19 protein-coding genes and 2 pseudogenes are annotated in these 20451 nt (G+C 62.4%); 5 read left to right on the top strand and 16 right to left on the bottom strand.

Annotation, left to right across the window (positions count from 1 at the left end):
* The 9 genes from FJV83_RS28985 to FJV83_RS28945 form a co-directional block, all read right to left on the bottom strand.
* On the bottom strand, positions 1-894 hold the full coding sequence (locus FJV83_RS28985; protein ID WP_095789622.1) for a branched-chain amino acid ABC transporter permease: 894 nt from the start codon (positions 892-894) through the stop codon (positions 1-3).
* Positions 895-899: 5 nt separating this feature from the next.
* On the bottom strand, positions 900-1610 hold the full coding sequence (locus FJV83_RS28980; RefSeq protein ID WP_095789666.1) for an ABC transporter ATP-binding protein: 711 nt from the start codon (positions 1608-1610) through the stop codon (positions 900-902).
* Positions 1603-2340, bottom strand: coding sequence for an ABC transporter ATP-binding protein (locus FJV83_RS28975; protein ID WP_095789623.1), 738 nt, complete (start codon positions 2338-2340; stop codon positions 1603-1605). Before FJV83_RS28975 ends, FJV83_RS28980 begins: the two co-directional genes overlap by 8 nt.
* A 179-nt stretch (positions 2341-2519) precedes the next feature.
* Positions 2520-3728, bottom strand: coding sequence for an amino acid ABC transporter substrate-binding protein (locus FJV83_RS28970; RefSeq protein ID WP_095789624.1), 1209 nt, complete (start codon positions 3726-3728; stop codon positions 2520-2522).
* Between the two features lie 65 nt (positions 3729-3793).
* A complete protein-coding gene (locus FJV83_RS28965; RefSeq protein ID WP_095789625.1) occupies positions 3794-4183 on the bottom strand; it encodes a nuclear transport factor 2 family protein in 390 nt (129 codons plus the stop codon).
* Positions 4184-4200: 17 nt separating this feature from the next.
* Entirely contained in the window at positions 4201-4995 is a 795-nt protein-coding gene (locus FJV83_RS28960) for a MoaF C-terminal domain-containing protein (RefSeq protein ID WP_095789667.1), read from the bottom strand.
* A gap of 13 nt (positions 4996-5008) precedes the next feature.
* The gene (locus FJV83_RS28955; protein WP_095789626.1) at positions 5009-5797 is read right to left on the bottom strand and encodes an SDR family oxidoreductase; all 789 of its coding nucleotides are present in this window, start codon (positions 5795-5797) and stop codon (positions 5009-5011) included.
* A 213-nt stretch (positions 5798-6010) separates the two neighbouring features.
* Entirely contained in the window at positions 6011-6598 is a 588-nt protein-coding gene (locus tag FJV83_RS28950; protein WP_095789627.1) for a YceI family protein, read from the bottom strand.
* 33 nt (positions 6599-6631) lie between these two features.
* Complete coding sequence (locus FJV83_RS28945) at positions 6632-7531, bottom strand: hypothetical protein (RefSeq protein ID WP_095789628.1); 900 nt, start codon at positions 7529-7531, stop codon at positions 6632-6634.
* Between the two features lie 206 nt (positions 7532-7737).
* Here FJV83_RS28945 and FJV83_RS28940 point away from each other — a divergent pair, with 206 nt between their 5' ends.
* Both FJV83_RS28940 and FJV83_RS28935 read left to right on the top strand, forming a co-directional pair.
* Positions 7738-9240, top strand: a complete 1503-nt coding sequence (locus tag FJV83_RS28940) for an aldehyde dehydrogenase family protein (RefSeq protein ID WP_095793765.1) — start codon at positions 7738-7740, stop codon at positions 9238-9240.
* A gap of 4 nt (positions 9241-9244) precedes the next feature.
* The gene (locus FJV83_RS28935; RefSeq protein WP_095789630.1) at positions 9245-10834 is read left to right on the top strand and encodes a GMC family oxidoreductase N-terminal domain-containing protein; all 1590 of its coding nucleotides are present in this window, start codon (positions 9245-9247) and stop codon (positions 10832-10834) included.
* A gap of 685 nt (positions 10835-11519) precedes the next feature.
* On the opposite strand, the gene FJV83_RS28920 is transcribed toward FJV83_RS28935, so the two are convergent.
* Positions 11520-13304 (bottom strand): thiamine pyrophosphate-requiring protein, encoded by a 1785-nt coding sequence (locus tag FJV83_RS28920; RefSeq protein ID WP_095789632.1) that lies wholly within the window; start codon positions 13302-13304, stop codon positions 11520-11522.
* A gap of 144 nt (positions 13305-13448) precedes the next feature.
* Between FJV83_RS28920 and FJV83_RS28915 the strand changes: the two are divergent.
* Positions 13449-13622 (top strand): annotated as a pseudogene (locus FJV83_RS28915) (SDR family oxidoreductase); the annotation flags it as partial.
* 9 nt (positions 13623-13631) lie between these two features.
* Positions 13632-13970 (top strand): cupin domain-containing protein, encoded by a 339-nt coding sequence (locus FJV83_RS28910; protein WP_095789633.1) that lies wholly within the window; start codon positions 13632-13634, stop codon positions 13968-13970.
* Positions 13971-14050: 80 nt separating this feature from the next.
* Here the strand turns inward: FJV83_RS28910 and FJV83_RS28905 are convergent, their stop codons facing one another.
* From FJV83_RS28905 to FJV83_RS28895, 3 genes and pseudogenes are all read right to left on the bottom strand, one after another.
* Positions 14051-14422 carry a DUF1850 domain-containing protein gene (locus tag FJV83_RS28905; RefSeq protein WP_095793764.1) on the bottom strand — a complete coding sequence of 124 codons (372 nt, stop codon included), beginning with the start codon at positions 14420-14422 and terminating at the stop codon, positions 14051-14053.
* Positions 14419-15732, bottom strand: a pseudogene (locus FJV83_RS28900) (TRAP transporter fused permease subunit); the annotation flags it as partial. The pseudogene FJV83_RS28900 and the gene FJV83_RS28905, both read right to left, overlap by 4 nt.
* A gap of 82 nt (positions 15733-15814) precedes the next feature.
* Positions 15815-16366, bottom strand: a complete 552-nt coding sequence (locus FJV83_RS28895; RefSeq protein ID WP_246689054.1) for a site-specific integrase — start codon at positions 16364-16366, stop codon at positions 15815-15817.
* A gap of 408 nt (positions 16367-16774) precedes the next feature.
* Here FJV83_RS28895 and FJV83_RS28890 point away from each other — a divergent pair, with 408 nt between their 5' ends.
* Positions 16775-17386 carry a hypothetical protein gene (locus FJV83_RS28890; protein ID WP_142877770.1) on the top strand — a complete coding sequence of 204 codons (612 nt, stop codon included), beginning with the start codon at positions 16775-16777 and terminating at the stop codon, positions 17384-17386.
* Between the two features lie 336 nt (positions 17387-17722).
* Here the strand turns inward: FJV83_RS28890 and FJV83_RS28885 are convergent, their stop codons facing one another.
* The 3 genes from FJV83_RS28885 to FJV83_RS28875 are packed head-to-tail and all read right to left on the bottom strand — an operon-like array spanning position 17723 to position 20263.
* A complete protein-coding gene (locus tag FJV83_RS28885) occupies positions 17723-18220 on the bottom strand; it encodes a sulfotransferase family protein (protein WP_210248210.1) in 498 nt (165 codons plus the stop codon).
* A gap of 40 nt (positions 18221-18260) precedes the next feature.
* Positions 18261-20042, bottom strand: coding sequence for a recombinase family protein (locus FJV83_RS28880; protein ID WP_095793763.1), 1782 nt, complete (start codon positions 20040-20042; stop codon positions 18261-18263).
* Positions 20039-20263: a hypothetical protein gene (locus FJV83_RS28875; RefSeq protein WP_142877769.1), complete on the bottom strand. Its 225-nt coding sequence runs from the start codon at positions 20261-20263 to the stop codon at positions 20039-20041. Before FJV83_RS28875 ends, FJV83_RS28880 begins: the two co-directional genes overlap by 4 nt.
* Positions 20264-20451 lie beyond the last annotated feature (188 nt).

The raw sequence follows: 20451 nt of genomic DNA, 5'->3' as shown, positions 1-20451 counted from the left end.
TCAAGCCTTCTTGTAGGGCCGGCTGAACAGGCCTTCCGGCTTGAACATCAGCACGGCCAGGAACACGCCGTAGGCGATGGCGTTGGTCCAGCCCCCGGAAATGAAGAACTGGACGTAGGCTTCGATCAGGCCGAGCAGGATGCCGCCGGCGAGCGCACCGGTGACGTTGCCGATGCCGCCCAGTGCCAGCGCCACCAGCGCCTTCAGGCTGAAGATGAAACCGGCGAAGGGGTTGAACGGGAAGGTGGTGGCGACGGCCACACCGGCTGCGCCCGCCAGCGAAATGCCGATGGCGAAGGCAATGGCGTTGACGCGGTGCGGGCTGATGCCCATCAGCGTCGCCGCGTCCATGTCTTCCGAAGCGGCGCGCACCGCCTTGCCGACAATGGTCTTGCGCAGGAAGAGCATCACCAGCCCGGTGCCGGCAAGCGCGATCAGGAAACCCATCGTGCGGGTGAACGAGGTGCGGACGCCCAGCAGCTCGATGCCGGTCGCCGTATAGCTCGTCACCACGCCGGCGGTGTTGCCGCCCCAGACCACGGTCATCAGGTTCTGCACCAGGAACATCAGGCCGACGGCGATCAGCAGCGAAACGTTGCGGTCTTCCTCGGCAGCCGCCTTGCGGAACAGGCCCTGATACATCAGCCAGCCGACACCGAGCCCGACCGGCACGACAATGAGCAGCGACAGGAACGGGTCGATGCCGAGACCGTAGAACAGCGCCCGCACGAAATAGGCGGCCAGAATGATCATCGCGCCCTGGGCGAGGAAAATCAGCCGCATGGTGCCGAAGATGAGGCTGAGGCCCACGGCGGCGACACCGTACATGGCGCCGCCGAGCGCGCCGTTGAGCGAGAGCTGGAGCAGGATGTCGGGAGGGGGCAATTTGAACATCTGATCTACTCCAACACGCCCATATAGGCTTTCTGGATTTCGGGATCGGCGATCAGCTCGGCGCCGGTGCCTTGCATGGCGAGCGAGCCGGTCTGGAGCACGAAGGCATAGTCGGCGACCTTCAGGGCCTGGTGGATGTTCTGCTCGACGAGCAGGATGGTGACGCCCTGAGCGTGTAAGGTCTGGATGAGCGAAAACATCTGCTGCACGACCAGCGGGCTGAGACCCAGCGACGGTTCGTCAAGGATGAGCAGCGACGGCTCCGACATCGTGGCCCGCGCGATCGCCAGCATCTGCTGCTCGCCGCCGGAGAGCGAACCGGCCTTCTGATGGACGCGCTCCTTGAGGCGCGGAAACAGCGCATAGGCCTTGTCGAGCAATACCTTGGTGCGCGGCCGCGCCTTGGGCTGGAAGGCGCCGAGTTCAAGATTTTCTAGCACAGTCATCTGGCGGAACAGGCCGCGGCCTTCCGGCACATGCGCGATGCCCATGGAGGCAATCTCCTGCGGCGCCTTGCCGACCAGCGATTGGCCGGCCAGCCTGATATCGCCGCTTTTCGGCTTGAGCAGGCCGGAGACGGTCCTGAGCAGCGTCGTCTTGCCGGCGCCATTGGCGCCGACGATGGCGACAATGGTGCCGGGGTCGACATGGAGCGAGACGCCCCACAGCGCGCCGACGTCGCCATAGGCGACCTGGAGATCGCTTACTTCAAGCAGCCGGTTCGCCAAGATAGGCCTCTATGACTTTGCGGTTCTGGGTGACTTCGCGCGGCGTGCCGTCGGCGATCTTTTCGCCATGGTCGAGGACGATAACGCGGCTGCATACTTTCATGATGGCGTCGACCTTGTGCTCGACCCAGAGCATCGAAAGACCAAGCTCGGCGCGCACGCGGCGAATGACGTCGACCATGCGCTTGATCTCGGTCGGGTTGAGGCCCGCCATCGGCTCGTCGAGGAGCAGCAGCGCTGGGTCTGAGGCAACCGCGCGCGCGATCTCCAGCATGCGGCGGTCGGAAAGTGTCATATGCGCAGTGCGCATGTCGCGCCGGGCGGTGAGGCCGACCAGTTCGAGCGCGGCATTCGCCGCCTCGGTCGCATGCTTGACGCGGCCCCCTGCCCCGTAGACGGCGCCGACCATGACGTTCTCGAAGGCGGTCATGGTCAGGAAGGTGCGCACCAGCTGGAAGGTGCGGGCGATGCCAAGCCTGGAGATGCGGTGCGGTGCGATACCGGTGATGTCGTTGCCGCGAAACAGCACCCGCCCTTGCGTCGGCGCATAGATGGCGGTGATGACGTTGAACAGCGTCGATTTGCCAGCGCCGTTGGGGCCGATCAGCCCGATCAGTTCGTTGCGGCCGACGGCGATGTCGACATTGTTGAGCACGACGAGCCCGCCGAACCGCTTCTGGACCGCCTCGAGGCGAAGCAGGGTTTCGTTAGGCTGCATCGTGTTTCCGTTTCTCCGGTGAGCGCAATTGGGTGTGGGAAGCTGCCAGGATACGCGAGGCCCTGTGGCCAGCCCTGTCTCTCCGTCACTATGCGGGGAGAAAAGCCCAGCGGGGCAATGAGGGGCAGCGCCAACGTTCGTAGGGGTGCCTCCCCTTGCGAACGCCCTGCCCCCGCCTGTCAGCGCTTGTCCCAGGCCGGGGCCGGCTTGTAGGTCCAGGTGCCGTCCGGATAGATGAGCTGGTGCTTGCCCTGCCACCATTGCGTGGCGACGCTCGGGATCAGCGCGAAGCCGGTCTCGTCGAACTTCAGGTCGCCGACCACGGTGTCCTTGAACTCCTGGCCGAAGATCGCGTCGTGGATCGCCGCGGCATCGGTGCTGCCGGCCTTCTCGATCGACTGCGCCAACACTTGCGCATTGGCATAGAAGGCGCCGACGGTGACGGAGTCCTTCTTGTACTCGGCCTCGTAGCGTTCGCCGAGTTCCTTGGCGCCCTTGTAGGGGTAGCTCGCCGACCAGAAGCCGTCGGTCATGATGTAGTCGGAGTCCGGTCCCAGCGCTTCATGGAATTCGCCGGTCCAGGTGCCTTTCCAGCCGTGGAAATATGGCACGGAGAAGCCGAGTTCCTTCATTTGCCTGAGCAGCGTGATGGTGTCGGCGGGCGAGCCGAAGACCAGCATGGCGTCGACATCGGCGGCCTTGAGCTTGGTGATCAGCGCCGAATAGTCGGTGGCGCCGATCGCCCAGGGATCGTCGACGGCAAAGCTGTAGCCGTATTTCTTCGCCGCCGCCTGGAAGGCGCCGCCAAAGCCCTTGCCGTCAGGCGAATCTTCGGTGACCAGGGCCGGGTGCTTCGGCTTCTCGCCGGCTGGCAGTTTGTCCCATACCTCGAACGGCACCTCGGCGCCGGGACCAGGATGGAAAAAGAAAAGCGCCGAGTATTTGAGCTTCAACGGCTGCCATTCGAACGGGAAGGCCGTCGTGATCATGTAGAACTTCTTGTACTTCTCGGCGACGATGGCGCCGGCGATGTTCATCGGCCCGGAATGGGTCGACAGCAGCGCATCGACCTTCTGCACCTTGATCAGGTTCTCCAGGGCTGACGCCACCTTGCCTTCAGAGCTTTCGTCGTCGGCGACGACGAGGCGCACCGGCAGCTTCTTGCCGGCGGACTTGACCATGATGCCGCCGGCCTTGTTGATGTCGGCGACCGCCTGCTCATAGGCCCATTTCTGTTCCTTGCCGTCGCCGGCCAGCGGCCCGGTCAGCGAGATCGGCGCGCCGATGACGATTTCGGTGTCGCCGGCATTGGCGGCGACCGTGCCGGCGGCACTGAGCGCGGTGGACAGCAACAGGCCGGCCAGCATTCCCTTCAAAGTGATTTCCATTCCATCCTCCCAGGTTCATCGGGCCAACGCATCAGGGCGAGGCCCGCATTCACAGCGCCAATGCTTCAGCCCATCGCGGCTGCCACCAGCTTGGTGTCGGTGAACTGCTCGAAGCTGACGGCCTTGCCGTCCTGCATTTCCCAGACATGAACGACGCGCGCCGACATCGCTTTGCCTGTCTTTTTGTAGATGCCCGAATAGGTGCCGATGCCGACGATGGTGCTGCCGCCGTCGACCAGTTTGTCGACCTTCAGGGCATAGCCCTCCCACTCCTCTCCGATACGCTTGAAGACGCCTGATATGATGGCGTCGCCACCGACATAAGTTCCGGCATAAGGGAAGCCCGCCATTTCGGTCCAAGCCGTCTTGTCGGTGACTGGCGCCATCATCGCCGCCAGATCTTTGGCGTCGGAGCCGGCATAGTGCGCCTTGATGACCTCGTAATTCCTGCTCATACTACTCACCTGTTTGCTTAGACGGGCGCCTTGCCCGGGCCGTAGACGGTTGTGGATTTCTTCTCGATGAAGGCGCCGGCCGGCTTGTTCTCGATCTTGCCCTGGCTGGTGACGCCAAGGAATTTGCCGGTCGAGCGCATCGTCTCCCAATTGTAGAAGAACAGCGAGGCGACCGGGATGATGAACTCGCGGAAGCCGAAGACGTAGAGACCTTCGGCGAACTTCCAGGTGGTGGCGAGATCGACATCGCCATGGCCGCGCTGGACGCCGACGAGGTTCTGCCAGGCATAGCGTTCAGAGCTCAGATAGATGTGCTCGTAGACGTGGTTGGGGCTGTATGTGTAGTGCGCGGTCAGACCGATCAGATCGCGGGTCGGCGCGGGTTCGGTACCGGCAGGCGGAACCGAGGGATCGCCAAGCACACCTGCAGAATAGACCTGCGCGACGCGCGGCTCGCCGGGCGCCTCGCCAGGCTCACGCACCCGCTCGCGCACCGAAAGCACACGCCGCGTTCCGATGTCGATGATGAAGGCCTCATCTTCCGTCAGCCGCGTGGCGAAAACCATGTTGATGAAGAAGACCTGTGGCGCCACTTCCAGCGCCTCGTACCAGTCGGCACCGGCATCGCTGCCTTCGCTCCAGGCCACGGTATCGGCCGATGTGAAGGCGAGGTCGATGACGCGGCCGGTGTTCAGCGTGATCTTGAAGGTCTGGCCGCGCAACGCGTCCGTCGTCGGCAGACGGTTGGTGGCGATGCCGGCGGCGAAATCGTCGAAGTGCTTCCAGTCGGCAGGTCTGTTCTGGTCGTTCATCGCCATCTCCAAATCAATCGACAAAAGCAAGCGTTGGCAGGTCAACGACGGTGGCGCCGCCGTCGATGGTCAGGATCGAACCGTTCATCATCGCCGCCTCGCCTGAAGCAACGAAGCAGATGACGTTGGACACTTCTTCTGGCGTCGCCGGGCGGCCGAGCGGCACATCCCTGGTGACCATGCGATAGGCTTCCTCGATAGAGTCGAGGCCGTGTTTTTCGACGACGACCTGCATCTGCTCGTCGGCCATGTCGGTCGCCACCCAGCCGGGGCAGATGATGTTGGTGCGCACGCCCTGGCGGCCATAGTCGCGCGCCAGCGATTTGCCGAGGCCGACGCAGGCGTGCTTCATGGTGACGTAGCCGGCCGCCGCCGGGCCGGCGAACAGGCCGGCGATCGAGGCGACGACGACGATGTTTCCCTTCTGCGCGATCAGGTCCGGCAGGCACTCGCGGGCACAGACGAAAGTGGTGTCGAGGTTGAGACGCGTCGCCAGCGCCCAGGTCTCGTCGCTCATCGATACAGTCGGGCCGACGCCGTGGCCGCCGGCATTGGCGACGAGAATGTCGACCGGACCGAATTTGTCATGCACTTGCGCAAGGGCCGCGCGCACGGATTTGGCGTCGGCGGCATCGCCCTGCACAACCAGCCCGCCAATATCCCTGACAACGGCTTCGAGCGGTTCGCGCCGCCGGCCCATCAGCACCACCCTGGCGCCGTCGGCTGCCATGCGCCGGGCGACGGCCGCGCCGATGCCGGTGCCGCCGCCGGTGATGAGTGCCGTCTTGCCGGAAAATCTCATTGGTCCATCCCGAGTGGTGCTGTCGCGCCGGCTAAAGGCCGGTGTTGGCCATGTGCCGATCTTCTCTGAGGATATTGCGCCGAAGCCGTTCCGCAGTCTTGTCCGAGCGGGAACTTTGTTTTGACTGAACGCGCACTTCAGAACCACCTGGCGAAGCGCCGCGCGACATCTGAGCCGCGCGGCGGCCACCACAGGTCCGCCGACTGCAGTGATCTACTTCTTGATCGCTTCCAGATCGATGGCAATGTCTACTTCAGGCCCAAGGCCGAACCCGTCGGCGGCCTTGGCCATCGGGAAGTCCGCGGTGCTCAGTTTGCCGGTGGCGCTGAAGGCCGCCTTGGTCAGTGTCGCATCCCACGGCGCCGGGGCCTCGTTGAGCAGCTTGACGTCGAGCGTGACTTCCTTGCTGACGCCGCTGATGGTGAGGTTGCCGGTGACCTTGCCGGTCTTATCGTCGATCTTCTCGACCTTGGTGCTTTCGAAGGAGATCGTCGGGAATTCGGCTGCGTTGAAGAAATCGGGCCCCTTCAGGTCGCTGTCGCGCTGATCGAAAGCGGTGTGGATGGCGCCGACGTCGAGCTCTGCCTTGACGCTGCTCTTGGTGACGTCAGCCTTGTCCATTACGATCGCGCCCTTGACCGCGTCGAACTGGCCGTGCGCGACGCTGTAAATGCCGTGCTTGATGGTGAAGGAGACCCAGGCGTGCTGGCCGTCGATCTCGTAATTGTCGGCATAGGCGGCCGATGCCAGCATGGAGGCGCCAGCAAAAGCGAGCGCGGCAATCAATCTCTTCGTACTCATATATCTCTCCCTATTTGTGGTTGTTGAAGCGGCTCAGGAAAAGCCAAGAGCGGCCCCGTGCGGCGCCCAGACGATCGCCGTCACGATGGCCAGCATCGCCGGAAGGGCGATCACGAGACCGGCAATCAGCGGCCGCAAGGGCCGTGCGCCGGGAAGGAGGCCTTGCAGCCGGTCGCCCACGAGCACGGCGGCGAGCAGCGGCAAGGATGATAGGATGAGGGCCAAGGGATTAGCCTTGGGGGCGAGCAGTGCCACCTGGATCAGCACCGTGACGGCAGCGTAGAGCAGCAGGAATTCCACGCCTTTGCTCCAAGCGGAGGCTGCGCCACCGCGCAAAGTCGCGAGATACTTGACAAGGCACCAGCCGCCGGTCAGCGCGGCGAGCGAGCCGAGCAATTGCCCGGTGACGATCGATGCGCCAAGCACCGAGACGATGGCGCCGGAGAGCGACATGGATAGGGCGGCAGCCGGCGCCAGGAACGGCTCCTCGGCCGAAGGCGATGGCGAGGATGGCCGCGCCATGAGCATCGCCGCACCGATGAGCGCCAGCAGGGCAACGGCGAGTGCTGCGATCATCTGCAGGTCGAGCGAGCCGGCGGCAATGCGACGCCAGCCGAGCCAGAGGAATGCTGCCGCCAGGGCAACAACGGCGAGAACGCTTGCCGTCCGGCCTGCCAGGATCCGCTCAGGCAGGATACAGATGACGGTGCCGGCAAAGGCGAGATAGACCAGCTTCTGGCTGGCGGCAACCGGCGGCATGACGGGCGGGCCGAGCGTGTCCCAATAGAAGAACAGGAGCAGTGCGGCCCAGAGCAGCGTGAGCACCGGCGATGACGCCGGCACGGCAAACCGTGAAAGCAGGGCCAGGACGATGCCGAACAATAGCGGCAGTGCCGCAGTAATGACCATCGCATTGCCGAGAATCGCGCTCAACCGCCGCCGCCTCCAAGACCGATCAAGAACGTACCAGCGTGGCCGATCTCGTTGTCCAATCTTGATTGGTCAAAGGCGAGCCGTCTTGTCCGAGCGGGAACTTTGTTTTGACTGAAAGCGCACTCACGCCCACAGCGGCTTGAAGCGCGTCGGCACGCTCCATAACCCTCTCAAGACTGTTCATCGGATTTTCGAGGAGGAATGGCGTGAACGAGAGAACCGTGCCGCCGATCAGCACCGCCGCCGCCGCATTCCTGTCGCGCTCGCACCGGCCCTTCATCAATGGCCATTTCGTCGACGGCCTCGCCGGCGACGGTCTCGCTGTTGACGATTCCGCCTCGGGCGAGATCGTCGCGCATGTGCCCGAAAGTGGCCCCGAACTCGTCGACCAGGCGGTGCGCGCTGCCCGGGCAGCGCTCGAAGGCCCATGGGCCTCGATGCGGCCGGTCGACCGCCAGAACCTGATGCTGAGGCTTGCCGACGCGGTCGAGGCCGACGCCGATCTTCTCGCCGAGATCGAGAGTATCGAGAACGGCAAGTCGCTCGGCGTCGCCCGCATGCTCAGCGCCGGCGGCACGGTCGACTGGCTGCGCTACTATGCCGGCTGGGCGACCAAGATCGAGGGCTCGACCTTCCAGGTCTCGATTCCGGTGCCCCCCGGCGCCAAGCACCATGCGATGACCGTCATGGAGCCGGTCGGCGTCGTCGGTGCCATCGTGCCGTGGAATTTTCCGCTGCTGATCGGCATGTGGAAGATCGCCCCGGCGCTCGCCTGCGGCTGCACGGTCGTCTTGAAGCCGCCGCAGGAAACGCCGCTTGGCCTGCTCAGGCTCGCTGAGCTGATCGAGGCGGTCGGCTTCCCGCCCGGCGTCGTCAACATCGTCACCGGCAGCGGCTCCGTCACCGGCGAAGCGCTGATCCGCCATCCCGGCATCGACAAGCTCACCTTCACCGGCTCGACGGAAGTGGGAAAACGCGTCGGCCACGCCGCGGTCGACCGTGTCGCGCGGTTCACGCTAGAGCTCGGCTCGAAGTCGCCGATGATCCTGTTGTCCGACATGGAAGACGGCATCGAGCTGCTGCTGGCCGGGCTCGGCATGTTCTTCAACCAGGGCCAGGTCTGCACCTCGGCGGCGAGATTGTTGATCGAGAAGTCGATCTATGATCGCACGCTGGCGCGGTTGGCCGAGATCGCCGACGGCATGACGATGGGCGCCGGCCGCGACGCAGAGGCACAGATCAACCCGCTGGTCTCGGCCAAGCATCGCAACAGCGTCCAGGGCTTTGTCGAGCGCAGCCTTGCGGCAGGCGTCGAACGCGTGAGTGGCGCGCGGGCGGTTCCGGCCAAGGGACACTATGTGGCGCCGACTATCCTGCATCACGTCCGGCCCGACATGGAGATCGTGCGCGAAGAGGTGTTCGGACCGGTGGTGGTGGCAATGCCGGTCGCCGATCTCGATGAGGCTATCCGCATTGCCAACGACACGCGCTATGGCCTGTCGGCCTCGATCTGGACCCGCGACATGGGCAAAGCGATGACCGCCATCCACGGCCTCAAGGCCGGCACGGTATGGGTCAACTCGCACAACACGCTCGACCCCGCGGCCCCCTTCGGCGGCTTCAAACAGTCCGGCATCGGCCGCGAGCATGGCCGTGCGGCGATCGAGGGCTACCTCGAGGCCAAAACCGCCATCATGCGCTACGCCTGACCAGATGGCCGAGGTTTATGACTACATCGTTGCCGGCGCCGGATCCGCCGGCTGCACCGTGGCGAACCGGCTGGTCGCGGCGGGCAAGCGCGTACTCATCGTCGAGGCGGGTCCGGCCGACAACACGCGCTTCATCGACATGCCCGCCACCTTCGCCAAGGTGATCGGCACGGCGCGAAGTTGGATCTACCAGTCGGAGCCGGAGCCGAGCGTCGGCGGCCGCTCGCTGCCGATCCCACAAGGACGCACGCTCGGCGGCGGCTCGTCGATCAACGCCATGCTCTACATAAGGGGTCAGCCGGAGGACTATGACGGCTGGCGCGATCTCGGCTGCCCGGGCTGGGGCTGGGACGACGTGCTGCCGGTCTACAAGCGGCTGGAGCGCAACGAAAGGCTGGCCGGCGAACGGCATGGCATAGACGGTCCGCTGCCGGTTTCGGATGCGCGCTACCGGCATCCGCTGTCGCTCGCCTATGTGCGAGCCGCGCAGCAGGCCGGCTATCGCTTCAATGACGACTTCAACGGCGAGCGGCAGGAGGGCGTCGGGTTTTACCAGACGACGACCGCAAACGGTGAAAGGCAGTCGGCAGCGAAAGTGTTTTTGCGGCCACTTGCCGGCAATGCCAATCTCAAAATAGTCACAGATGCGCTGGTGACCGGGCTGACGCTGGAGAATGGCGCGGCGACCGGCCTGACCTACACAACGCCGGACGGGCAGAGCCATACAGCTTCCGCGAAGGCCGAAGTCATCCTGGCCGCCGGTGCGCTTGCCACGCCGAAGCTGATGATGCTGTCCGGCCTCGGGCCGGCGGCGCATCTCGCGGAAATGGGCATACCAGTCATCCGTGATATGCCGGCGATCGGCCAGGATCTGCAGGATCATGTCGCGGCCCCGCTCTACGCGCTGACCCGCAAGCCTGTCTCGCTGCTCGGCGAGGATCGCGGCTTCAAAGCGCTTCGGCACGGCATCGAATATCTCATGTTCCGGCGAGGTCTGCTCACCTCCAACGTGGTCGAAAGCGGCGGCTTCTTCGACACCGACGGCGACGGCCGGCCCGATGTGCAGTTCCATGTACTGCCGGTGATGATCGAAAGCGCCGAGCACGGCTCAATCGAACGCCACGGCATGGAGCTAAACCCATGCGTGCTGAGGCCGAAATCGCGCGGCTCGGTGCTGCTGCGCTCGCGCGATTCAAGCGATCCGATCCGCTTCACCACCGGCTTCCTTTCGCACACCGACGATCTAGCTTTGCTGCTCGCCGGCATGAAGGTCGCGCGCGCCATCGTGCGCCAGCCGGCGCTGCGCGAGGTCGTTGCCGAGGAGCTCGCGCCCGGCCATGCCGACGATCTCGGCGACGCGGCAATAGTCGACCACATCATCCGCCACGCCAAGACGGTCTATCACCCCTGCGGCACCTGTCGGATGGGAACGGACGATCAGGCTGTGGTCGATCCGCAGCTTCGCGTGCGCGGTGTGCCGCGCCTGCGCGTCGCGGATGCATCGATCATGCCCAGGCTGACCAGCGGCAACACCAACGCGCCAGCAATCATGATCGGCGACCGCTGCGCCGATTTCATACTGGGCGAGAACTAGTGCGCCCTCCCTCTTAAGAATTGTTAGCCGCTGTACGCGAATGATCCGTGTCGGTCATTGCCGCGGCGAGCGGCTATCGATGGCAGCTCCAATCAGTCGACCGCGCTGGGCGGCTTTGGCAGGTGAGGCGCGGCTCGCGCGCGCCCGAAGTGTGGCGGGACAAGACCAGTGACATGATCGGTTTGACCGATTTCGATCTGCCTGCTCCCGAACTTGCGCACAAATTTCGCCTTCATCAAGCAGATCGTCCTTAGCAGTGGACGAACGATGATGGACGAAGAGGAGTGGGATGCGTCAAGCGAGCTCGTTCTTCCAGGTTGCGATCCGACCAGGTCTTCAACTCGCCCAGCGTGTGGTTGGCAAAAAATGGCCAACCGGCTCGACGCGATGTCGACTCCCGCGCAGTAGCCTTGGCGCCATTTTCACAGAACTCAAGCGGATGTGGTTGAGAAGACTTTGCCCAGGCGCAGCTGACGCACATCTATCCTTCAGGCTTGTTCTGGCTCGAAAGGAGCTTTGGGTCCGCAAGACGACATGTTCTCTCGCGTTAATCGCTGCGACTGATTTCGCCGACCTCCAGCCGCCAGCGGGTCCCTCATATGGTCGGCATTTCCGCCTCGCTCGCGTAGACGACGCTCGGTCTCGCATCATTCTTTGACGTGCCGAACATCCAATCGCCGACCATTCAGTCTTGCCCCGGCAATATAGAACTTAGCACCTGTCGGACAGTTCCCCCGATGACGCCCATCTCTTCGGGGTCGCCCTTGGCGAGGGACGAGGTCAGGTTCCTGATCTGGTCAAAAGTGAAGTGCGGGGGGAGTGGCGGCACTTCTGGATCGGTTTTGACCTCGAGGACGACCGGGCGATCGGATGCGAGGGCTTCGTCCCAGGCTCCGCCAAGTTCTTCGGGGCGATCGACGAACAGCCCCTTCAGCCCGATCAGGTCCGCAAAGCGATGATAGGGCACGTCGGGAATTTGCTGCGAGGCCTCGAATTTCGGGTCGCCTTCCATGACACGCTGTTCCCACGTCACCTGGTTGAGATCCTGATTGTTGAAAACGCAGATGACAAGGCGGCTGTCCGCCCAGTTCTTCCAGTATTTCGCGACGGTGATCAGCTCCGCCATGTTGTTCATCTGCATGGCGCCGTCGCCGACAAGGCCGACGACCGCTCGGTGCGAATAGGCGAATTTCGCGGCAATCGCATAGGGAACCGCCGCGCCCATGGACGCCAGACCGCCTGACAGCGAGGCGCTCATGCCGTGTCTGATCTTGATGTCGCGTGCATACCAGTTGGCGCAGGATCCGGAGTCGCTGGTCAGGATGACATTGTCGGGCAATCGCGACGACAGTTCCCATGCGACCAACTGCGGGTTGACTGGGTCGGCCTTGACATGCGCCCGGCTCTCGAGGAGCTTCCACCAAGAGACCGTGTCCTTTGCGATCTGCTTGCGCCATGTGTCCTTCTTCTGCTTCAGCAGCGGCAGCAAGGCCTCGAGTGTTTCGGCAGCTTCGCCGACGAGATTGACGTCCATCGGATAGCGCAGCGACATCATGCCTGGTTCGAGGTCGATCTGGACGCCTTTGGCTTGGCCTTCCTTTGGCAGAAACTCGGCGTAGGGAAAGCCCGAGCCGATCATCAGCAACGTGTCGCAGTCGCGCATGAGGTTCCAGGACGGCTCGGTGCCCAGCAGTCCAATCGATCCGGTTACCCATGGAAGGGAATCTGGCAAGACCGCCTTGCCCAGCAATGCCTTGGCGGCACCGGCGCCCAGCCGGTCTGCAACCTCGATCACCTGCTGCGTCGCGCCGAGAGCGCCAGCGCCAACCAACATGGCTATCCGCTTCCCGGCGTTGAGAACATCCGCTGCTTTCTTCAGGTCATCGGCGTGCGGTGCTACCGTTGGGGGTCGATAGCCTACTCCGGAATGTAGGGTGCCGTGGGCCCGCGGTGGCTCTTCATAGCCCATCTCCTGGAGATCATTCGGCAAGATAAGCGCCGTGACCGTCCGGTGCGCCAGCGCAATGCGAATGGCGCGGTCGACAAGGTGGCGCAGTTGCGCGGGGGCCGAGGCCTGGTGCACGAACGCTCCCGCCACGTCCTTGAAAAGCGCCGCAAGATCGACCTCCTGCTGATAGTGACCGCCGATGGCGCTGCGTGCCTGCTGTCCGACGATGGCCAGAACCGGCTGGTGGTCCATACGGGCATCATAGAGACCCGTAAGCAGATGCGTCGCACCGGGGCCGGCCGTCGCTATGCATACGCCCAGTTCGCCGGAGAATTTTGCATAGGCGCAGGCCATAAAGGCTGCCATTTCCTCATGCCGAGCTTGGATAAATTCGATCTTGCCCCTCGCACGGTTGAGGGCACCGAAAACTCCGTTGATCCCGTCTCCTGGATATCCGAACATCCGGCGCACGCCCCATTCATGGAGTCGCGAAACGACGAAATCACCAACGGTACGGGACATGGCAGCGGCCTTTTTTGACGAATGCGAACAACAATAAACTGACGATGTCCGCTCATGTTCCGTTCGTTCGGCGGTGCCGCCAGCAAAACCGGTAGAAGGCGCCGCCAGCGCGCGTTTCCCTCTGCCCGCTGTCCTACGCCGCCGCAGGCGCTGCGGGCCGACCCCGAGCGAAGTGCCGCCATTCTCGGGCGCATTCCAGCGGGGCGGTGGGGCGAGCCGTCGGACATTGGCGATGCCGCCGTCTTCCTGCTGGCACGGGCTTCCGACTATATGCATGGCGCCGCAGTTCCGGTGGATGGCGGCTGGCTGGCGCGCTGAGGAGAGGACATGACCAAGACCAAGATCTTCGCGCATGCCGGCGAGGGCGCCTGGACGCCGACGGCAGACGGCAACAGGCGGCGCGTTCTCCTCTCCACCGATGAGCTGATGCTGGTTGAATTCGGCTTCGACAAGGGTGGCGTCGGCGCCTTGCATTCGCACCCGCATGTCCAGTCAAGCTATGTCGCCGAGGGCCGTTTCGAGGTGACCATCGACGGGCGGACGGAAATTCTCGAGGCCGGCGGCAGCTTCATCGTGCCGTCCGGTCTGGTGCATGGCGTCAAGGCGCTGGAAGCGGGACGGCTGGTCGACAGCTTTACGCCGCACCGTGCCGATTTTCTCAACTGATCGAAAACAATGGCGCGCCTGGCGGATTTCAGGCGTCACCAACAGCTGTAATAGCGCAGCGGCATAGGTCGGCGGTGTTCCTACCGGATCGAGTTATTGAATGCTCGCAAAGCCACAGGGTCATCGGCTGCGTTCCCAAAAACCATGCACGTACCGTTGTCGCAGATGGTCCAGCCCTCGCCTGTCGCTCCCGATGCAGCAAGCACGAGCCGGGGAAGTGCTTTCCTGTCGGGCGCATAGACCCACCAACCCTTCTCAAACCGCGACCCTTCTGGCGGGTCCATCCCGGCGCCAGAGCCTTGGATGCGCGCCTCGACGATTTGCAATCCAGCAGATGTCGCCCGCCACTTTTCTTCCCAGCGGGTCTTTTCCACCGAATGCGTCCATGACAACGTGAAGGTGGCACCGACGAGCACCGTGATTTTGCCGGCAGCAAGGATGCAAAGGCTCATCGGTCCACGGTTCCGACGGCTATCCGGGTGCGATACCAATGTTGGCCGAAGAAGGTCACGGCGAGCGCAAACCCTAGCTGATCCGATATCGGGACCGCCGCAACCAGCGCAAACGCCGCAGCCGTTGCGAGCAGTCTTTCCCACCAAGCGATGTGAGTTTTGAGGAAGCCCACGACCGCAGCGCCCCAAAGCGAGATGGCAAGAGCTGTCTTGAACACGATATAGACAACGGCGGGATAGAAGCCGATTTCGTTGGCCAAAGCTCCGCCGGGCTGCAGCATCAGGGCCGGCGTGTAGACCGCCATAAAGGGAATCACGAAACCGGCGGCAGCGACCTTGATAGCCTCAATCGAAATCTTTAGCCCGCTTTCCTTCGCGATGGGTGCCGCAGCAAAACAGGCAAGTGCCACTGGCGGTGTAAGGTCGGCCATAATTCCGAAATAGAAAACGAACATGTGACTGACGAGTAGCGGAATACCCAGCGCCAGCAATGCCGGTCCGGCGATCGTCGACGTGATGATATAGTTGGGGATCGTCGGAATGCCCATGCCAAGAACGAGGCAGGTGATCATCGTCAATATCAACGATAGGATCAAGCTATCGCGGCCGACCGAGACGATGTAGTCGCCGAATGTGTTAGCGATACCGGTCAATGTCATAGTGCCCACGATTATGCCGACAATGGCACAGGCGATACCAACCGGAAGCGCAGACTTAGCGCCCTGAGCAAGTGCATCGCGACAGGCATTAAGCGTGTCCATGCCGCCCTTGACAAACAAGTTGACGAAGATGAGCGCTCCGGCCGTCACCAGCACGATGCCGATGCCGAACTTGAAGAAACTGGCAGCCGCGACGCCGAGCAGGATCCAGAATATGACACCAAACGCCTGTGAAGGCAGGCCAAGTGCAACTGAACCGCCGAGGATCAGCAGCGCAGTCATCGCGAAGCCAATGGTGCCCGCATAAAGCGGCGTGTAGCCGGAAAACAACAGATAGACGAGCGCTGCCAGCGGCAGGATCAGGAACCAGCGTTCTCTAAGCGCGGCAAGTGGTGACGGCAGTTGCGAACGCGGCAGCCCCATCAGGCCGGCGCGACCCGCTTCGAGATGAACCATCCAGAAGGCCGACGCGAAATAGAGTACGGCTGGAATGATCGCCGCCTGCACCACCTCACGATACTCGATACCGAGGGTCTCGGCCATTATGAAGGCGACGGCGCCCATCACCGGCGGCATGATCTGGCCACCCATCGAAGCGGTCGCCTCGACGCCGCCGGCGAAGGCGGCACGATAGCCGAACCGTTTCATCAATGTCGAACTTCCAGCCTTGCTTGCGGCAGATTGCCAGCGCGCGCGGTATGCTGGGTTGCTCCATGGTCCGACCTTTCACCACTCACGCAGAAGCGTGAGCAGGTCCTCCGAGGATGGCGTTGCGGTAGCGCCCGCCCTTGCCGCGCTCGACCCGTAGCAGCATGCGCTCGCTATCGACGTCGGCGACCTTCAGCGTCGACACCTCCGCCACACGCAGGCCCGCGCCATAGGCGACTGATAATGCGGCTGGTGCTTGAGACACGTGGTGGCGTTGAGCAGCCGGGCCACCTCGTCGCGGCTGAGCACCACGGGCAGGTTGCGCGGATGCGCCAGCCAGGACAAGCCTTCGCGCCAGGTCCGGGGGGTCGAGCGTGTGGGTGAAGAAGAAGCGCAGTGCCGACACGATGCCGTTCATGGTCGGCACCGGAACGCCGTCGTCGTGCTGCTCGATCTGGAACCGGCGCAGGTCGTCGGCGGTAGCAGCGTCTGGTGAACGCCCGAGGAATGTCGCCAGGCGTCCGATGTCGCGAAGGTAGTTGCGCTGCGTCTCGCGTGAGAAACGCCGCATGTTCATGTCGTCGATCAGCCGTTGGCGCAACGGGCTGATCGGAGCTTCGAGAACTGAATGGGGCATGGTCAGGCTCCTTGTTGAAGAAGCCCGTCATGCTCTGCCCCCGCCGGACCACGCTCAACGCGAGCGCAACGACCGGTTCTTGATCTTTACCTCAACCGCTCGCGCCCTCCCGCGTAGCGGGTTCGTTCTGCGGCTCCATTCCGGTCCAGCAGGGCAACGGATGCATTGAATCAGCTTCGCCGCTGCTTAAATGCGTACATCATTGGGAATGCCGAGCTCAGGCGGAATTTCCACCTATCGTCAATGTCCAGATTTCCGGGCCAGGCTCTTTTGCAACCAAAACATCCCGGAGACGTTGTGTTTCGGTCAGCAATCAGGAGGAGGATGCCGTGAACGGAATAATCTATCTTGTTGGCCTCGTCGTGATCGTTTTGTTCATTCTGTCATTTCTTGGACTTCGGTAAGATCATGGCAAAAATAGCCCCAACGGAAAGCGCCGCAGTGCCCCCAAAAGTGGCTACATCGTCCTATCTTGAGTGGGGAGGCATATTTGGCGGGGGTGTAATCGCTTGCGCCGTTTCGGTGGTTCTTCTGCAATTCGGGTCGAGCGTTGGTTTGGCGCTGGGTTCTCCGACTCTTCCCAACGGTGGCGCCTCCTGGAATGTGCTGGTGGCCGGGCTGTGGGTAGTTATCATTGCTATAGCAAGTTCCGCAGCCGGCGGTTATGTAGCTGGACGAATGCGCACGCGCTGGGAAGATAGCAACGAAAGTGAAAGCGAATTCCGCGATGGCATACACGGCATCGAAGTCTGGGCCCTAGCGACACTTGGAGCCGCGTTTTTCTTGGCGATGATTGGTGGACACGGCGCGGCCGCCGTGGTCAATCGCCCTGACGCGCCACTCAACGAAAGTACGGTGCGCCTTTCAGCCCACATAACTGCCATTTTTAGCTTCGCGACTGCTGCAGGCTCAGCGCTTGGCGCTGCGGCAGCATGGTTTGCAGCGATTACCGGGGGTGAACACCGCGATGAGGGAATCGCTTTTCACCACGTCGTACCGGTTTTCTTGCGCAAGCGTTAGTGGGCAACAATGCACTCGCCCGGCCGGCAAAGCCAACCGCAGCTGTTCCAAGATCCGTTGGAGAGTGTGGCCAAGCTTGTCCAAAACCGGACGGGCTGGATACGGCGCCCAATCTGCCAGTCAGCATTGGGCCGCCAAGTTGGCCATTGAACTTATCATGACCGCCGTCCAGAAGCGGACATCCGAGCCGCTAGCCGCAATGGCACCTTCGCGCCCAACAGCGGTCATCCTCCCCCTGATGATGCACCCGCTTCTATTGGTTTCAAGCATCGGAGCGGGCGTAGACAGGCTGCTACGCGCGTTACCCGGGCCGCGGCCTCGAACTCGGTGCGGGGCTTATTTGGCGAAGCGGCTTCGGAATTCGGTAGTGGTGTTGCTGTGTGGGAAGGTTTCGGCCGGGATCGGGACGCCGAGAAAGGCGCAAAGGTTCGGCCAGCCTTCGGCCACCTGATAGACCAGCAGGCGCGACGGCGGGAAAGCCGAGATCACTTCGGCGTTGTGGGCTTCGAGCACTTCGATAGCATGGGTTTCGTCGTAGAGACGACCGCCGAAAATTTTCGTCTCTATGACGGCCCTGCCAAAACTTTGCGGGTCGGAGGTCTCGCCCATGGTGTTGAAGATCGTGGCGCGTGCGCTCCTGTACCAGTCCTCGGGGTTGCGAACGGTGAGGATGAGCTTGGCGTCGGGGAAATTTTCAGCGAGTTCGCGCCAGAAATAGGCCGTCGGCCAGTCGACTGCCGACTTGTAACCGACATAGACGACGTCCCAATCCACCGGCTCGCCACGCCCGGCGGCGCGGATCAGCTGCTCTGGGTTAGAGTTGACGTCCTCCATGTATGGCACGATCCGAACCCGAGCATTTCAAGCGCCAAGTTCAGAGTGTGCGTGCCGGTGCGGCCGAACCCAGCCCCGATACGATAACGCGCTGAATCTGACATTCCGGAGGACGCGCGAGTTTCTCGCGTAGAGTGTCGACGTTTGAACCGGGGGTCGGGACAAAACGGCCTCCCGCTACCACTTCATACCCACTATCGTCTCTGACGGCCGCACCGTAGCGGCCGCCTAATGGGGTGGGCTTTCCGGTGTACCGCGCGGTAGGGAACGCTGCTCCGCCAATAAGGGCGGCGAGCTTGCCCTTGACCTCGATTTCGAAGCCTTTCCGTGCAGGTTTTGGGTACACCGTAACGCTATGAACAAGCTCTCGGAAGTTTTGGATAAGTGGGCCACGATCATCTGCAGCAGTCGCGTGGTCGGCCAACGCCTTTGAAAGGCCATCGACGGTTTTGGTATACCGCTGCAAGGTGGCTGGATGGAGAGCCACGGCTGATGGTGGCTCATCGAGACTAAAGAGTTCCGCCTCGATCAGAGAAAGCTGTGACTTGAGTTCTGCGATCCGCTGCTTGGCATCCTCTTCAGCAATCACGCCCCTGATCACAAGGTCGATCGCCCGCTGAAGTTCGCCTTTTGCCCGATCGCGCTTGGCTTCTAGCGCTGAGCGCATCGAGTTCGACCGTGCCGCCAATTCTCGGCGCTCCTGGTTATATTTGCGGATGTATGCCTCGATCAGGTCCGGCGCTTTCAACTGCTCGCGCATGCCATCGAGGACTGCCCTCTCGATCTCGGGCAAGTAAATAATGCGCCGGTTGGAGCAGCTCCCGCTTTCACGAACGGCGGAGCACCTGACACGCGTTTTGCCGGTCTTGTCACGATCGTGAACCGACATGCCCGATCCGCAGATGCCGCAGCGAAGTAGGCCGGATAACAAGTGCGCCGGGCGGCGCTTGAAACGAGAGGATGCGTTCACCCTCGCGACTTTGAGTGCCTGTGCCTTTTGCCAAACGTCGTCGTCGACAATGCGAAGATGCGGAACCTCTTTCGTCTGCCACTGGTCCTTCGGATTTGGCCTAGAGACGCGCTTGCCAGTATCGGGGTTCTTTACCATTCGGACCTTGTTCCAAATGATCCGACCAACGTAGAGTTCGTTAAAGAGCAGACCCACCCCGCGTTGGGCATTTCCGTTGATGGTGGAGCCGTTCCAGCGTGTTCCTCGCGGCGGCGCTATCCCATCGCGGTTGAGATCACCAGCTAGGTCTCGTGGGGTTCGACCAGCAGAGTAGGCGTCAAAAATGCGCCTGACAACTTCTGCCTCCCGTTCGACGACTTCAAGTTCGCCAGGGCGACCTAAGATAGGTCGATAGCCATAGGCCCGGCCTCCGGCGTGACGTCCATCACGGACAACGCCAGCCATGCCCCTCCGCACCTTCTTGGCGCCATCCTCCCTCTGCATTTGACCGACCAGCCCACGAATACCGATGAGGACCGCATCGGCGATACCATCATGAACTGCCTGGATTTCGATACCGAGAAAAGAGAGCCGCTTATGAAGACCCGCGAGATCCGCCATGTCGCGTGAAAGGCGGTCAAGCGCTTCGACGACTACCGCATCAAACGTTTTTTGGCCGGCCGCCTCCAGCATAGCCAGGAGCCCGTCGCGACCGAACAACGACGCTCCGGAGCGCGCCTTATCCTCATAGACGGCAACGACATCTAAACCGTTGCGAGCTGCATAAGCGCGGCAAAGGGCGATTTGGTCTTCGGTGGACTTTTCGTTTTGAAGCTCGGTCGAAAAACGAGCGTAGATAGCGGCTCGCGTCATATCTTGGGAGCCTTCTGGGCGTGATCCGAATCAATTGCAGAACTTCGGTCAATCGATGAGCCGATAGCGACGAGATGATCGCGCCTAGCATCAGCGATGGCAAGCGCTTCGACGAACTCAAGCATGGCTTTGCGAAGCTCTTCCGGCGCTACCGCAGCGGCGGTTTCGATGAGGGAAGAACCATTGCCTGTGTCTGGTGCCGGCTTCACGAGAGCTAGCATCGCGATGACCAGCGACGAGCAAAGAGACGCGTACCATCAATCGTGCAATTGGCACGCCGCAGCGTATAAATCGGACAGGGATCAACCGAACGAGGTTCGACGGCGATGTGTTTTCGCCACCGCGTATATCATGAAGTTCGTTGAGGGGCGTCGCCAAGCTTTCTAACCTGCTCTTATCGGCACCATTC

The organism is Mesorhizobium sp. WSM4307 (assembly GCF_007003945.1).
GTDB lineage: Bacteria > Pseudomonadota > Alphaproteobacteria > Rhizobiales > Rhizobiaceae > Mesorhizobium.
Note: the sequence above shows the minus strand (reverse complement) of the source record. Positions and strands in the feature narration are given on the sequence as shown.